This is a genomic window from Rhodoferax lacus, from assembly GCF_003415675.1.
Classification (GTDB): Bacteria; Pseudomonadota; Gammaproteobacteria; order Burkholderiales; family Burkholderiaceae_C; genus Allorhodoferax; species Allorhodoferax lacus.
Genome location: NZ_QFZK01000003.1, coordinates 255,434 through 269,876, shown reverse-complemented (window position 1 = coordinate 269,876; position 14,443 = coordinate 255,434). Strand labels below are relative to the sequence as shown.

Below are 14,443 nucleotides of genomic sequence, written 5' to 3'. Positions count from 1 at the left end.
CCGATTCAATTACCACCGCCCACCATGAACAAACGAAATTTCTTGCAGGCTTCTGTCCTGTCTGCCGCCCTGCTGCTCGCTGCTACCGCTTCGGCCCAGAGCACGCCCATCAAGTTCCAGCTGGACTGGCGCTTTGAGGGCCCGGCCGCCCTGTTCCTGACCCCGGCTGCCAAGGGTTATTACAAGGATGCCAAGCTCGATGTGTCGATTGATGCAGGCAATGGTTCGGGCGCTGCGGTCACCCGTGTGGCCTCGGGCGCCTATGACATGGGCTTCGCCGACCTGGCCGCGCTCATGGAGTTCCATGCCAACAACCCCGACGCGCCCAACAAGCCCGTGGCGGTGATGATGGTCTACAACAACACGCCGGCTTCTGTCATGGCGCTCAAGAAATCCGGCATCAAAAGCCCTAAGGACCTGAACGGCAAGAAGCTGGGAGCACCTGTGTTTGACGCAGGCCGCAAGGCCTTCCCGGTGTTTGCCAAGGCCAACGGCATCAGCGGCTTTCAGTGGACGTCCATGGACCCGCCGCTGCGCGAAACCATGCTGGCGCGCGGCGATGTGGATGCCATCACCGGCTTCACCTTCACCTCGGTGCTCAACCTGGAGGCGCGCGGCGTCAAGGCGGCCGATGTGGTGGTCATGCCCTACCCCGACTTTGGCGTGAAGCTGTATGGCAATGCCATCATCGCCAGCCCCAAGCTGATCAAGGAACATCCTGAAGTCATCAAGGCCTTCCTGGTGGCCACTGCCAAGGGCATGAAGGACGCCATGGCCAAGCCGGCCGAGTCGATTGAATTTGTGAAGCAGCGCGACGGCATCATCAATGTGGAGCTGGAAACCCGCCGCTTCCAGATGGCCATTGACAGCGCCATCAACAGCCCCGACGCGCGCGCCGAGGGCTTTGGCCAAGTGAAGGGCCCGCGCCTGGCACTGATGGCCAGCCAGGTGTCGGATGCCTTTGCCACCAAGACGCGCGTCAGCGCGGACGCGGTGTGGAACGGCAGCTTCCTGCCCACAGCGGCCGAGCTCAACGTGCTGCCCGCCAAGAAATAATGGCTGACACCACAACGGACAAGGATGCGGCCTTTGTCGATTTCAAGAACGTCTGGCTGGCCTACAACGCCGAGCTGGAGGCCCAGAACCACTTCGCGGTGGAAGCCATCGACCTGCAGGTGCGACGCGGCGAGTTCATCGCCATCGTCGGGCCTTCGGGCTGCGGCAAGTCCACCTTCATGAAGCTGGCCACCGGGCTGAAGATGCCCTCGCGCGGCAGCATCCATATCGATGGCCAGTCTGTGACCGGGCCTCTGAAAATTTCCGGCATGGCATTCCAGGCGCCGTCTCTCTTGCCCTGGCGCACCACGGTGGACAACGTATTGTTGCCGCTGGAGATTGTGGAGCCCTACCGCAGCCAGTTCAAGGCCAAACGCGCCGAGTACGAGCAGCGCGCCCGCAAGCTCTTGCAAAAGGTGGGCCTGGCCGGGTATGAGGACAAGTTCCCCTGGCAGCTCTCAGGCGGCATGCAGCAGCGCGCCAGCATCTGCCGCGCCCTGATCCACGAACCCAAAATGCTCCTGCTCGACGAGCCCTTTGGCGCGCTCGACGCCTTCACCCGCGAAGACCTGTGGTGCATCCTGCGCGACCTGTGGACCGAGCAGCAGTTCAACGTGATTCTGGTAACGCATGACCTGCGCGAGAGCGTGTTCCTGGCCGACACGGTGTACGTGATGGGCAACAGCCCGGGCCGCTTCGTGGTGAAGAAGCACATAGCTCTGCCGCGCCCGCGCGACCTGGAGCTGACCTACACCCCGGCCTTTACCGACATCGTGCACGAGCTGCGCAGCCACATCGGCGCGCACCGCACGGCCGCAACCCAGAGTGCATAGACCCCCACCATGAACAGCAAACAACTACAAACCTGGTCCCCCTGGATTCTGCTGGTGGCCCTGGTGCTGCTGTGGCAGCTGGCCTGCACGGTGTTTGAGGTCTCGGAGTTCATCTTCCCCAGCCCTACCCGCATTGCCGCGCAGTTCTGGGAATACAAGGTGCTGATTGCAGGGCATGCCTGGCGCACCTTCTGGGTCACCATGACCGGCTTTGGCCTGGCTATTGTGGTGGGCGTGCTGCTGGGCTTTGTGATTGGCAGCTCGCGTCTGGCCTATGCCGCCGTGTACCCGCTGATGACCGGCTTCAACGCCCTGCCCAAGGCGGCCTTTGTGCCCATCCTGGTGGTCTGGTTTGGCATTGGTGTGGGGCCGGCCATCCTCACCGCGTTCCTGATCAGCTTCTTTCCCATCATGGTGAACATAGCCACCGGTCTGGCCACGCTGGAGCCTGAACTGGAAGACGTGCTGCGCGTGCTGGGCGCCAAGCGCTGGGACGTACTGATCAAGGTGGGCCTGCCGCGCTCCCTGCCCTACTTTTATGCATCACTGAAAGTCGCCATCACCCTGGCCTTTGTCGGCACCACCGTGTCAGAAATGACAGCTGCCAACGAGGGTATTGGCTACCTGCTGATCTCGGCCGGTTCAGCCATGCAGATGGGCCTGGCGTTTGCCGGCCTGTTGGTGGTGGGCGCCATGGCCATGGTGATGTACGAGATCTTCAGCGTGCTGGAGCGCCACACCACGGCCTGGGCCCACCGCGGCGCGCACAACAGCTGATGGCCTGGCAGGCCAACCTGAACCTGGCCTACACGCGCTCGGGCGAGCGCGTGGTGGCCCGGCACGAACACAGCGGGCCGCTGCGTATTCTGCAAAGCCTGTACCCGGAAGGCGACAGCATCTGCCACAACGTGCTGGTGCACCCGCCCGGCGGACTGGTGGGCGGCGACACGCTGGACATTGCGGTGCAAGCCGCAAGTGGCACGCACGGCCTGATTACCACACCGGGTGCCACGCGCTTTTACCGCTCGGACGGCCCCCTGGCCCTGCAGACCACACGCATCACACTGCAGCCCGAAGCCCGTCTGGAATGGTTGCCGCTTGAAGCCCTGTGCTACAGCGACTGCCATGCCGAAAACCGCCTCGTCATGGATGTGCTGCCCGGCGCCGAGCTGCTGGGCTGGGACGTCACCGCCTTCGGTTTGCCGCAGGCCCATCTGCCCTTTGTGCAGGGCAGCTTTGCGCAGCACATCGAGGTGCCCGGCGTGTGGCTGGAGCGTGGACGGATCGACGCCAGTGATGCGCGGCTCATGGATGGCAGCGCCGGCATGAACGGTGCGCGCTGCATGGCCAGCCTGTTTTTTGTGACAGGCGCCGTGCTGGACCGCAAGCGCCGGCAACTGGCGCTGGACATCGCCCGCGACCTCATTGCCGGCCACCCCTTGGCAGCTACGGCCGGGGCCACCAGCCCCAACAGCCAGGTCATCGTGCTGCGCGCGCTGGCGCCGCTGGTGGAGCCCGCCATGGGGCTGCTGCGCGCGGTGCGCAATGCATGGCGCCAGGAGCTGTGGCAATTGCCCGAATGCAACCCGCGCATCTGGGCCATGTAGGTCTGGATGCGGGTCTAAAAAAGCTCCAGATCCTGGGCGCCGCCGTGCCCATCGCCCGGCTGCGTGCGCCGCAGCTCGGGGATGGGGCAATGCGCCTCGAAGCGGGCCAACCAGGCCTCCATGTCGAATGCTGTGGCCTGCCCGGCCGGGAGCCTGTCGGCGGCCTGCAGATCTGCCTGCAGCAGCTCCAGCATCTGGCGCTGCCTGTCCTGGTACTGCAGGCCTTCGTTCAGGCGCGCGAGCAAGTCACGGGCCGCGGGCGTGAGCTCCGGCTCTGCCGCCCATTCGGCCAGCACCTGTGACATGTCGTCCACGGCGCGCCCGGTCTGGCCCAGACACAGGCCCAGGATGCGGCTCCAGTGCGCCAGCAGCGCGCGTGGCAGATGGCTGTCGGCGGGAGCGGCAGGGCCCGCAGGTTTGGTCGTTTGGCTGGACATGGCGGGTGCGTCCTAAGCTGCGGCCAGGCAACTCAGATCGAACGCCCCGCGCTGCAGCAGCTCGCCCAGGGCCTGGGCAGAAATCGGGCGCGACAGCCAGTAGCCCTGCACAAAGTCGCAACCCGCGTCCTTGAGCAATGCAAACTGCTCCGGCGTCTCCACACCCTCGGCCACCACCTGCAGGCCCAGCGCATGCGACATGGCGATGATGGCCTGCGAAATCGCCAGGTCACTCGAACCTGGTGCCAGGTTGCGGGTGAAGGACTGGTCAATCTTCAGGAAGTCGATGTCAAAGCGCTTGAGGTAGCTCAGCGACGAGTAGCCCGTGCCAAAGTCGTCAATGGCCACCTGAATACCGGCATCGCGGTAGCGCAGCAAGGTGGTCTTCACCTCGCTGTTAGGGTCCACCAGCAGGCTTTCGGTGATCTCCATGGTCACCGCGCTGCCGGGCAGGCCGTGCTGCTTGAGCTTGTCTATCCAGGTGCCCGGATGGCCCTTGTCGCGGCTGAACTGCACGGCCGACTTGTTGATGCTGACCTGGAAGTCCGCGCAGTGCTCGGCGCGCAATTGCTTGACCCGGCTGACGGCCTCCAGAAACACCCAGTCGCCAATGTCAATGATCAGGCCGGTTTCTTCGGCCAGGGGAATGAACTCGGCGGGCGACACCAGCCCCAGGCGCGGATGCTGCCAGCGCACCAGCGCCTCGGCCTTGCGCACCTGCCCGGTGTGCACATCCACAATCGGCTGGTACACCAGGAAGAACTGGCCCTGCAGCAGCGCCGTGCGCAGCTCGGCCACCAGCTCCATGCGGCGCAGGGCCGCAACCTCCAGTTCGCGCGTGAAGTAGCTGCACTGGTTGCGCCCACGCGCCTTGCTCACGTACATGGCCTGGTCGGCGTTCTTGAACAGGCCCTCTATGACCTGTGCGTCTTGCGGGTACAGGGTGATGCCGATGCTGCCCGAGATCACCGCTTCCACCGTGCAAAGGTCAAAGGGCTGCGCCAGCTGGTCGAGAATGCTGTGCGCCACATCGCTGGCCATGCGCGGGTCGGCAAGCTCGCTGAGCACCACCACGAACTCGTCACCACCCAGGCGGGCCACGGTGTCGCTGGGGCGCACGCAGTCGCGGATGCGCCGGGCCGCTTCCACCAGCAGCACGTCACCCTTGTCATGGCCCAGGGTGTCGTTGACTTCCTTGAACTTGTCCAGGTCGATGAACATCACCGCCAGCTTGTAGCCACTGCGCTCGGCCTTGATCATTTCCTGGTTCAGCCGGTCCTGCAGCATGGCGCGGTTGGGCAGGCCGGTGAGGGCATCGAAGTTGGCCTGGTTCCAGATCAGCTGCTCGCTTCTCTTGCGCCGTGTGATGTCATGCCACTGCAGAACCACGCAGTCGAGCCGGTCAAACAGGAAGCGCTCGGACACATGGCACTCCAGCACCCGCCCATCGAGCAGCTGCAGCTCATCGTGCATGCCCGGCAGCAGCGCCTGCCCGGGGTCGCAGCGGGCACTGTCCGGCATCAGCCGGTCGGCACAGTGCTGCCACAGCCCGCCTTGGCGGGCCTGCTCCAGGCTGGCCTCATCGAACCCCCACAGCGTGACAAAGCGCTGGTTGTAGCTCACCAGGGCGCCCTGCAGGCTGATGGCGGCGATGGCATCGGGCGAGGCCTCCAGCGTGGCATTGAGCAAGGCCTGGGCCTGGCACTGGGCCAGCGTTGCAAGCCTGTGGTTGGCATCCCTGTGCTCGACATGGGACGCCTGGCGCAGCGTGCTGCGCATGGGCTCGGTTGGAATGTGCAGGGCCATGGCCATGTCGTCAGGCAGAAGCTTCGTGCTCAACCATCTGGGTCAGCACATCCATATCGAAGGCGTGCGACGGCTTGAGGATGACCAGAAAGCTGTCGTTGACCCGGGCCATGCCCTCGATCAGATCCGGGCCTATGGGGGTACCGAACTGGGGCGGTGGCTCGATGTCAGTGGCGGCAATCTCGATCACCTCGCTGACCGAGTCCACCATCAGCCCGAGCTGCGTGGGGCCGGCCGCGTTGTGCGAGTCGATGATCACAATGCAGGTGTACTGGCTGACCACCGCTGCGGGCCAGCCAAAGCGGCTCTGCATGTCAATCACCGGCACCACCGCGCCGCGCAGGTTCAGGATGCCGCGTATGAAGACCGGCGTCATGGGCACTTTGGTCATTCCCCCGGAGGGGATGATCTCGCGCACCATGTCGATGTTGGTGGCAAACAGGCTGTCCCCCAGGGTGAAGGTCAGGTACTGCGCGGGCTCGCCGTTGCTGGACATGGGGGGCCTCGCTTAGAAGGGGCGGAAGTTGCCGGCGCCATTGGTGCCGCTGTGGCCACCACGCACCGGGGCTGTGCCCACCAGCTTGGCCATGGGTGCGCGCCGCTCCGGGCTGGGCGCATCAAAGCGGCCGCGCGCGGGCTTGGGTGCCTCATCGCCCAGGTTGAAGAAGGCCACCGAGTGCTGCAGCTGCTCGGCCTGGCCGGAGAGCTCTTCGCTGGTGGCGGCCAGCTCTTCCGAGGCCGAGGCGTTCTGCTGCGTGGCCTTGCTCAGTTGCCCCATGGCGCTGCCGATCTGGCTTACCGATTCGCTTTGTTCGGCACTGGCCGCAGCAATTTCCTGCACCAGTTCGCTGGTGCTCTGGATGCTGGGCACGATCTCGTCGAGCAGCTTGCCCGCACGCTCGGCAGTGGACACGCTGTTGACCGCCAGGTCGCCAATTTCCTTGGCCGCCTTCTGGCTGCGCTCGGCCAGCTTGCGCACCTCGGCGGCCACCACGGCAAAGCCCTTGCCGTGCTCGCCGGCACGCGCCGCCTCGATGGCCGCGTTGAGCGCCAGCAGATTGGTCTGGTAGGCAATGTCGTTGACGATGCCGATCTTGGTGGCAATCTGCTTCATGGCCGTCACGGTCTGGCTCACTGCGCCACCGCCTTCTGCGGCCTCCTGGCTGGCCTTGGTGGCCATGCTGTTGGTGACCTTGGCGTTGTCGCTGTTCTGGCTGATGGAGGCCGACATCACGTCAATGCTGGCGGTGGTTTCCTCCACGCTGGCCGCCTGCTCGCTGGCCGCCTGCGACAGCGACTGCGCAGTGGCGCTGACCTGGTTGGCCGCACCGGTGAGTGCGTCCGAGGCGCCACGCACTTCCTGGATGATGCTGGCGAGCTTTTCGCTGGTGCTGTTGGCGTCGTTCTTGACCTGCTCGAAGATGCCCTCGGCATGGCGCTCAATGCGCTGGGTCAGGTCACCTGCAGCCAGGCCGCTGAAGATGCGGCCCACGTCCTCGATCACGCCAGAGAGCGCCTGGCTGGTAGCGTTGGCGTCATCCTTCACCCGGCCAAACACGCCGCTGTAGTCGCGGGTGATGCGCTGCGACAGGTCGCCCACCGAGAGCGCGCCAAACACGCGGCCCACGTCGCTGAAGATCACCGAGGTGGTCTCCATCAGGGTGTTGACCCCCTCGCACAGCACGCCGATGGCACCGGTCTTGCCTTCGAGCGGGATGCGCTGGGTGAGGTCGCCGTCACGGGCGGCGGAGGTGACCTTCTGGGCCTGCTCCACGGCTTCCTTGAGCATGGTGGTGGCCTTGACCTGTTCGGTGACGTCGGTGGCGATCTTGACGATCTTCACCGGGCGGCCCATTTCATCGCTGACGGGTGCGTACACCGCCTGGATCCAGACCTCGCGCCCGCTCTTGGTGATGCGTTTGAACACCTCGCTTTGCGCCCGGCCTTCGTTGAGGTCGCGCCAGAACTGGGCATAGGCGGGCAGGGCCGCCTGGGCCGGGTCCACAAAGATGCGGTGGTGCTTGCCCACCACCTCGTCGGACACGTACTCCAGCAGCGTCAGGAAGTTCTTGTTGGCACTGAGCACCCGGCCGGTGAGGTCGAATTCGATGTAGGCATAGGCGCTGTCGATGGCGGCCAGGATGCCGCGCGCATTGTGGCGCTCCAGCTCGGCCTCCGTGATGTCGTAGCGCACGCCCAGGTACTTCATGGGCTTGCCGTTCTCGCCCAGGATGGGGGCCACCACCGCGTCCACATAGTAGGGCGTGCCGTCCTTGGCGCGGTTCTTGATGATGCCGCGGAAGATGTCGCCCCGCCCGATGGTGGACCACAGCTGCTTGAAGGTCTCCTTGGGCATGTCGGGGTGGCGCGTGGTGTTGTGCGGCCGGCCGATGAGCTCGTTCTTGGCGTACTTGGAGACTTCAATGAACTTCTCGTTGACCGACAGGATGTCGCCCTTCTTGTCGGACTCGGAGACGATGCTGGTGAGGTTCATGATGTCGGTGCGCACGCGCAGCTCGGACTCCACCTCGGCCAGTCGGGCCCGGGTGGATGCCAGCTCGGCTTCGGCAGCGGCGCGGGCCGCGCCCTGTGCAGCCAGCTCGCTCTCGGCGCTGCGGCGCGCGGCCTGCTGCGACTCCAGCGCCAGCTGTGAGCTGTCCAGCGCGGTTCCGGCGACAAGCCGCGTAAGCCATGAGGCTTGGGTGGTGGTGGTCATGCTGCTTCTCCTATTGAACGGGTGTGACGGATGTCTCGGGGTGTACGTGAAAATTCGGAAACCGGCGGGCTGCGCGCAGGTGGCGCGGAGGCGAGCTGGCCAAGCGAGGGCACATCAATAATCAATGCCACCTCGCCACTGCCCAGGATGGCCGAGCCCGAGAGGCCGCGCACGGTCTTGAACAGCTCGCCCAGCGGCTTGATGACGGTCTGGTGCTGGCCCAGCAGCGCCTCCACCTCGATGCCGTACTGCCGGGTGCCGGACTGCACCACCACAATGCTGACGCGCTCGGTGGGCTCGGCGTCCATGCCGTAGAGGGACTTGAGCCGCAGCACCGGCAACACCGCGCCGCGCAATTCCACGCAGTGGCGCCCGGCCTGATCGACCGGGCCGCTCTGGTCTTCGGACTCGATCACCTCCACCACCGACTGCAGCGGCAGCACGAATTTGGCATCGCCCACACCAACCAGGAAGCCGTCGATGATGGCCAACGTCAGCGGCAGGCGGATGTCCACCGTGAGGCCCCGTCCGGGGCGGCTGTCCAGGCGCAGCGTGCCGCGCAGGGCCTCGATATTGCTGCGCACCACATCCATGCCCACACCACGGCCCGACAGGTTGGTGACCTGTTCGGCCGTGGAAAAGCCGGGCTCGAAGATCAGCATGTTGATGGCGTCATCGCCGGGCACCACACCCGGCTCGACCAGGCCCTTGTCCCAGGCGCGCTGCAGCACGCGATCGCGGTTGATGCCGCGGCCATCGTCCTCGATGCGGATCAGGATGGAGCCGGCCTCGTGGCGGGCGCTCAACGTGAGGTGGCCCAGCGCCGGCTTGCCTGCCGCAATACGGCTGGCGGGCGTCTCCAGCCCGTGGTCCAGGGAATTGCGCACCAGATGCATCAGCGGGTCGGCAATTTTTTCGACCATGGATTTGTCCAGCTCGGTCTCGCCGCCCACGATGTCGAACTGCACCTCCTTGCCCAGGCTGGAGGCGGTGTCGCGCACCACGCGCTTGAAGCGGGTAAAGGTCTCGCCCACCGGCACCATGCGCAGGCCCAAGGTGCTGTTGCGGATCTCTTCGATCAGGCGGTTCATGTTCTGGTTGGACTCGATCAGCGTCTCCAGGAGCGTCTGCAGCGCATCGGGCTCCAGGTTCTCAAAGGCCGAAAGTGCGGCGCCAGAGCCGGCACCGGCTATCACCAGTTCACCCAGCAGGTTGATCACCGTGTCCAGGCGCTCGGCCTGCACGCGGATGAAGCGCCCTTCGTCGGCGCTGTGCTTGTCACGGATTTTTTGCTGCTTGCCCAGGGCTGCGTCCACATGCGCCCGGTCCACCCCGGCCTGCTCCACCAAGAGCGCGCCCAGCCGGTGCAGGCCGGGCTCGGCGCCCTCGGCCTGGGCGCGGGCCTGGGTCTGCAACACGGCATGCAGATCGGTCTGCGAGACGGCCCCTGCGGCCATGAGCAGGTCACCCAGGCGCGGCACCTCGGACAGGTCCTCGATGTTGCGCTGGATTTTTTCGTGCGCGCTCTCCTCTGCCTGTACGCGGAACTCGCAGTCGTCCTCGACAAAACTGAAGGCCTCTTCCAGATCCGCCTGGCTGGCGCCGCTTTGCAGCTGCAGGGCAAAGCTGATGTAGCAGCTGTCATGCACCAGTGCGTCAATGGGCGGCACGCGTTCCATATTCCATTGCATGTCCAGCACCTGGCCCAGGGTGCCCAGGTAGCGCGCCACGGCCATGGGGTCCATGCCGCCGCGAAAGGTATCGGGGCCGAAGTGGGCGCTGATGCGCCACACCGCCTGCTCCTGGGCCGGCACTGCAGGCACGGGGACCGCAACCACAGTGGGCGCGGCTTCATGGGGCGAGCACAGCGCCTTCAGGCGCAGCACCAGAGCCAAGCGCAGGGCCTGCTGTTCGGCCGTGTCGGCCTCGTCGTCAAAGCCCATCTCGATCAGGAAGCGGATCTGGTCATTGCACTCCAGCAACAGGGTGCCAATGGCCTGGTTGAACACAATGCGGCCTTCGCGCATATGGTCCAGCAGGGTCTCCACATGGTGGGTGAATTCCACCACCCGGTCCAGCCCGAACAGGCCGGCCGAGCCCTTGACCGTGTGGGCGCAGCGGAACAGGGAATTGAGCAGCTCCCGGTCATTTGGCGACTCTTCGATTTCCAGCAGCAGCGCCTCGATGGCCTCGGTCTGCTCGGCCGCCTCGCTGATGAAGGCAGGCAGCGCGTCCATGAATTCGCTGCGTGCGTTGTCGCGGCTCACAGCACGGCTCCCGCTTCCAGCCAGGCGCTGTTGCCGGTCACCGTGCAGGCCTCGGCAAACTTGCGGCTGGCATCCACAATGCGCAGGCGGTAGCCGCTATTGCGCAGCGAGGCCAGCAGCTGCAGGCCGGTGCCGTCCATCTCCGCCACGCGGGCCGCCGATATGTCAATCAGCGCCGCCTCTTCCAGCTGGGCCTGGGCCAACCACACCCTGAGCGACTCCAGCGTCTCCTCGGCGTGGTAGACATTGAAGTCCTCGGGCAATTCAAAGCAGTGGTTCATATCCGGCCTCCGTTTGCGGCAGCCATGCGCCTAGACACTGAGCTTGGTGACGGCGCTGAGCAGCTGCGCACCCGAGAAGGGCTTGAGCATCCAGGCCTTGGCTCCGGCCTCCTTGCCCTGTGCCTTTTTGGAGTCGTCGTTGTCGGTGGTGAGCATCAGCACCGGCATGTATTTGTAGGCCGGCAGGGTCTTGGCTGCGCGTATGAATTCGATGCCGTTCATATTGGGCATGTTGAGGTCGCAGATGGTCATGTGGATGGTGCGTCCATCCAGCAGGCCCAGGGCGATCTTGCCGTCGGCTGCCTCGATCACCGTGTGCCCGGCGCCGGTCAGGGTGGTTTTCAGCACCTGGCGCATGCTGGAGGAATCATCCACCACCAGAATCGTCTTGCTCATGGGTTTGCCTCTTTCTGTTGCCGTTGTTGCCTCTCCGAGATCAGCGATTCCAGCAGGGGAACCAGCTCGGCCATGAAGTTGTCCTTGTTCACGAAAGCCGCTGCACCGGCGCGCTGGGCCGCCTGGCGGTAAGCGTCGGAGTCGTGCATCGAGAGAATGATGATGGTGGGGGGTGTGGGCAGTGCCACCAGCCGGGTGGCCAGCTCCAGCCCGCCCAGGCGGGGCATGGACAGGTCCAGCAAAACCAGTTCGGGGCGCAGGTTGAACACCAGCTCCAGCGCCTCCAGCCCGTCTTTGGCGCAACCCACCACCTGGACCCCGACGACCTGCTTGAGCACACCGAACACGGTGTTCAGGAAGGTGGTGTTGTCATCCACCAGCAGGGTGGAAATGTCCGTGGTTTGCATGGAGTCCACTGTAGGCGGCAGGGGCCAATTACTCCATCAGGTAGACACCCGGGTTTGCCGACTAAGACACCTGAGTGGTGCACTCAGGCGGATCCTTTGTGTGGATCAGGGTGCGATGATGCCCTTGCGCAGGGCGTAGCGCACCAGGCCCGTGACCTCATGGATGTCGAGCTGCTTCATCAGCAGGGTGCGGTGGCTCTCCACGGTCTTGACCGAGAGCTCCAGGCGCTGGGCGATTTCCTTGGTGCTCAGGCCCTCCGCAATCAGCTGCAGCACCTCGCGCTGGCGCGGCGAGAGCGGTACCTCCTGCACCTCCTCGTTGCGCAGCCTTTGCGCGTAGTCCGACATCACGCCCTTGGTGATGGCCGGGCTCAGATAGGTGTCGCCACGCACCACGGCCTGTATGGCCAGCTGCAGCTCCAGCGGCGCCGAGTCCTTGAGCAGGTAGCCGCGCGCGCCACTGCGAAGGGCATGGCGCACGTACTGGTCCTCCTGGTGCATGGACAGGATGATGACCTTGGTGTCGGGCGCGCTCTGCTGCAGGCGCGCTGCCGCCTCCAGGCCGTTGAGGCCGGGCATGGCAATGTCCAGCAGCACCAGGTGCGGCTTATGCTGCGCGGCCAGGGCCAGCAGCTGCAGGCCGTCACTGGCCTCGCCCACCACCGTCACCTCGGGCATGGATTCGAGCAGCTTGACCAGGCCGGCACGCACCAGGGCGTGGTCATCGGCCAGCACAATACGGATGTTGTTCATGCCTGTGCCAGTGCCAGGTGCAGTGGGCATTCCAGGGTCAGGCGGCTGCCGCTGCCCGGGCTGGACTCCAGGTTCAGCACACCGCCAATCAGGCTGGCGCGCTCCTGCATGCCCAGCAGGCCCAGGCTGTTGCCGCCGCGCGCACGCTGCAGGGTGGCATTCACATCAAAGCCGCGGCCATCGTCCTGTATGGTCAGCAGCAGGCTGTCCTGGCGCAGCTCCAGGCGTATGTCCACCTGGCGGCAGGCCGCGTGGCGCAGTATGTTGGTCAGTGCCTCCTGGGCAATGCGAAAGCAGGCGGTCTCGATTTCGGGCAGCAGCCGCACATCGGCAATCTGGCTGTCGCAGCGGATGGCAATCTGGCCACGTGCGGCGTTCTGCTCGGCCATCCAGTTCAGCGCGGGCACCAGGCCCAGGTCATCAAGCACCGAGGGGCGCAGGGCTGCGGCCAGACGGCGCACCTGGTGGATGGCGTCTTCCACGATCTTGATATTGCCCTCATTGCGGGCCGTGGCCGACACCTCGCTGAGCGCCTGGCTGGTCTGCAGGTTGATCTTGATGGCGGTGAGGTACTGGCCCAGCTCGTCGTGCAGCTCGTGGGCCACGCGGCGGCGCTCGGTTTCCTGCGCGGCCAGCACGCGGCGCGACAGGCTTTGTAGCTGGTGCATATGCTCCTGCTGCGCGGCCTGCGCCTCCTTGCGCTCGGTGACGTCACGCATGATGCCCACGTACTGGCTGATAGCACCGTTCTCATCCACCACGGGGGTGATGCTGAGCTCGTTCCAAAAGGTGCTGCCGTCACGCCGGTAGTTCAGCAGCTCACCCTGGAAGTCCTGCCCGGTGTGCATGGCCAGCCCGATGCGGCGTATGGTGTCGGCGTCGCTCAGCGGGCCCTGCAAAATCTTGCAGGTGCGCCCAACGATGTCGGCTCGCTGCAGCCCGGTGATCCTGAGAAAGGCATCGTTGACCTGCAACACTTTCAGGTGCGGCCCGGAGATGACCACGCCCTGCGACACCGCCGACAGGATGTGGTCGCTGACCCGGCGCTGCTGGAACGAGAGGCGTCGCTCAGTGATGTCGCGGGCCACGCTGAGCATCATGGTGATGCGGCCATCGCCATCGCGCATGGGGGCGGCGTGCGCGTCCATCCAGCGCCGGGTGCCGCCCAGGCCCACGATTTCAAACTCCAGCACGCCCGACTCGCCCGCCATCACGCGCTGACGCAGGGCCAAGAAGTCCTGCCGATAGGCCGGTGCAATCAGGTCCGGCAGGCGGTACGCCTGCAGTTGCTGCAGCGACTCGGCCTCGAACATGCGCAGGCCCGCTGTGTTGATCTGCAGCAGCTCGCCCATGCTGTCAAACACCTGCACGCATTCGGGCTCGGCCTCGAAGATGGTGCGGAACTGCTGCTCGCTCTTGCGCAGCCGGGCATCGGTGGCGCTGCGGTACAGGGCCATCTCGATGACGGTACGCAGCTCGCGCGCCGAGAAGGGTTTGAGGATGTAGCCAAAGGGCTCGGTCAGCTGGGCCCGCGCCAGCATGTCGTCGGCCTCGAAGGCGGTGAGAAACACCACCGGGATGGCCTGTGCCGAACGGATGGCCTGGGCGGCGGTAATGCCGTCCATGGCGCCCCCGAGCTGGATGTCCATCAGCACCAGGTCCGGGCGCAGGTCACGTGCCAGCAGAATGGCAACCTCGGCGCGGCTGCTGTGGCCCACCGGCTCATAGCCCAGCTGCACCAGCTGCTGCTGGATGTCGAGTGCCACGATGGCCTCGTCCTCCACCACCAGGATTCTGGGCTTGCGGGCCGCACCGTCTGACTTTATTTGCATGGAACGCATCTTAGTCGGACTGGCCTGGCGCGCGGCAGCAGGGGCTTAGCCG

14 protein-coding genes are annotated in these 14,443 nt (G+C 65.3%); 4 read left to right on the top strand and 10 right to left on the bottom strand.

What is annotated here, in order from left to right:
- Positions 1–24: 24 nt before the first annotated feature.
- From DIC66_RS07385 to DIC66_RS07370, 4 genes are read left to right on the top strand one after another with little or no spacing between them, the layout of a single operon-like run.
- Positions 25–1,056, top strand: coding sequence for an ABC transporter substrate-binding protein (locus tag DIC66_RS07385; RefSeq protein WP_117175582.1), 1,032 nt, complete (start codon positions 25–27; stop codon positions 1,054–1,056).
- Positions 1,056–1,889 (top strand): ABC transporter ATP-binding protein, encoded by an 834-nt coding sequence (locus DIC66_RS07380; RefSeq protein ID WP_117175580.1) that lies wholly within the window; start codon positions 1,056–1,058, stop codon positions 1,887–1,889. Before DIC66_RS07385 ends, DIC66_RS07380 begins: the two co-directional genes overlap by 1 nt.
- A gap of 9 nt (positions 1,890–1,898) precedes the next feature.
- Positions 1,899–2,666 (top strand): ABC transporter permease, encoded by a 768-nt coding sequence (locus tag DIC66_RS07375; RefSeq protein WP_117175578.1) that lies wholly within the window; start codon positions 1,899–1,901, stop codon positions 2,664–2,666.
- Positions 2,666–3,496, top strand: coding sequence for an urease accessory protein UreD (locus DIC66_RS07370; RefSeq protein ID WP_117175575.1), 831 nt, complete (start codon positions 2,666–2,668; stop codon positions 3,494–3,496). The genes DIC66_RS07375 and DIC66_RS07370 overlap by 1 nt, the downstream gene beginning before the upstream one ends.
- Positions 3,497–3,510: 14 nt before the next feature.
- Here the strand turns inward: DIC66_RS07370 and DIC66_RS07365 are convergent, their stop codons facing one another.
- The 10 genes from DIC66_RS07365 to DIC66_RS07320 all read right to left on the bottom strand — a co-directional run bounded on the left by DIC66_RS07365 (position 3,511) and on the right by DIC66_RS07320 (position 14,391).
- Positions 3,511–3,933, bottom strand: a complete 423-nt coding sequence (locus DIC66_RS07365) for a hypothetical protein (protein ID WP_117175572.1) — start codon at positions 3,931–3,933, stop codon at positions 3,511–3,513.
- Positions 3,934–3,945: 12 nt separating this feature from the next.
- Positions 3,946–5,772, bottom strand: a complete 1,827-nt coding sequence (locus tag DIC66_RS07360; RefSeq protein ID WP_147321265.1) for a putative bifunctional diguanylate cyclase/phosphodiesterase — start codon at positions 5,770–5,772, stop codon at positions 3,946–3,948.
- Positions 5,750–6,235, bottom strand: coding sequence for a chemotaxis protein CheW (locus DIC66_RS07355; RefSeq protein WP_117175568.1), 486 nt, complete (start codon positions 6,233–6,235; stop codon positions 5,750–5,752). The genes DIC66_RS07360 and DIC66_RS07355 overlap by 23 nt, the downstream gene beginning before the upstream one ends.
- A gap of 12 nt (positions 6,236–6,247) precedes the next feature.
- Positions 6,248–8,455: a methyl-accepting chemotaxis protein gene (locus DIC66_RS07350; protein ID WP_117175566.1), complete on the bottom strand. Its 2,208-nt coding sequence runs from the start codon at positions 8,453–8,455 to the stop codon at positions 6,248–6,250.
- Positions 8,452–10,722, bottom strand: a complete 2,271-nt coding sequence (locus tag DIC66_RS07345) for a chemotaxis protein CheA (RefSeq protein WP_233505820.1) — start codon at positions 10,720–10,722, stop codon at positions 8,452–8,454. Before DIC66_RS07345 ends, DIC66_RS07350 begins: the two co-directional genes overlap by 4 nt.
- Complete coding sequence (locus DIC66_RS07340) at positions 10,719–11,003, bottom strand: hypothetical protein (RefSeq protein ID WP_117175565.1); 285 nt, start codon at positions 11,001–11,003, stop codon at positions 10,719–10,721. The genes DIC66_RS07345 and DIC66_RS07340 overlap by 4 nt, the downstream gene beginning before the upstream one ends.
- Positions 11,004–11,033: 30 nt before the next feature.
- Positions 11,034–11,399: a response regulator gene (locus DIC66_RS07335; protein WP_117175564.1), complete on the bottom strand. Its 366-nt coding sequence runs from the start codon at positions 11,397–11,399 to the stop codon at positions 11,034–11,036.
- The gene (locus tag DIC66_RS07330) at positions 11,396–11,806 is read right to left on the bottom strand and encodes a response regulator (RefSeq protein ID WP_117175563.1); all 411 of its coding nucleotides are present in this window, start codon (positions 11,804–11,806) and stop codon (positions 11,396–11,398) included. The genes DIC66_RS07335 and DIC66_RS07330 overlap by 4 nt, the downstream gene beginning before the upstream one ends.
- A gap of 105 nt (positions 11,807–11,911) precedes the next feature.
- A complete protein-coding gene (locus tag DIC66_RS07325; RefSeq protein WP_117175562.1) occupies positions 11,912–12,559 on the bottom strand; it encodes a response regulator in 648 nt (215 codons plus the stop codon).
- On the bottom strand, positions 12,556–14,391 hold the full coding sequence (locus tag DIC66_RS07320) for a PAS domain S-box protein (RefSeq protein ID WP_147321264.1): 1,836 nt from the start codon (positions 14,389–14,391) through the stop codon (positions 12,556–12,558). The genes DIC66_RS07325 and DIC66_RS07320 overlap by 4 nt, the downstream gene beginning before the upstream one ends.
- Between the last annotated feature and the right edge of the window lie 52 nt (positions 14,392–14,443).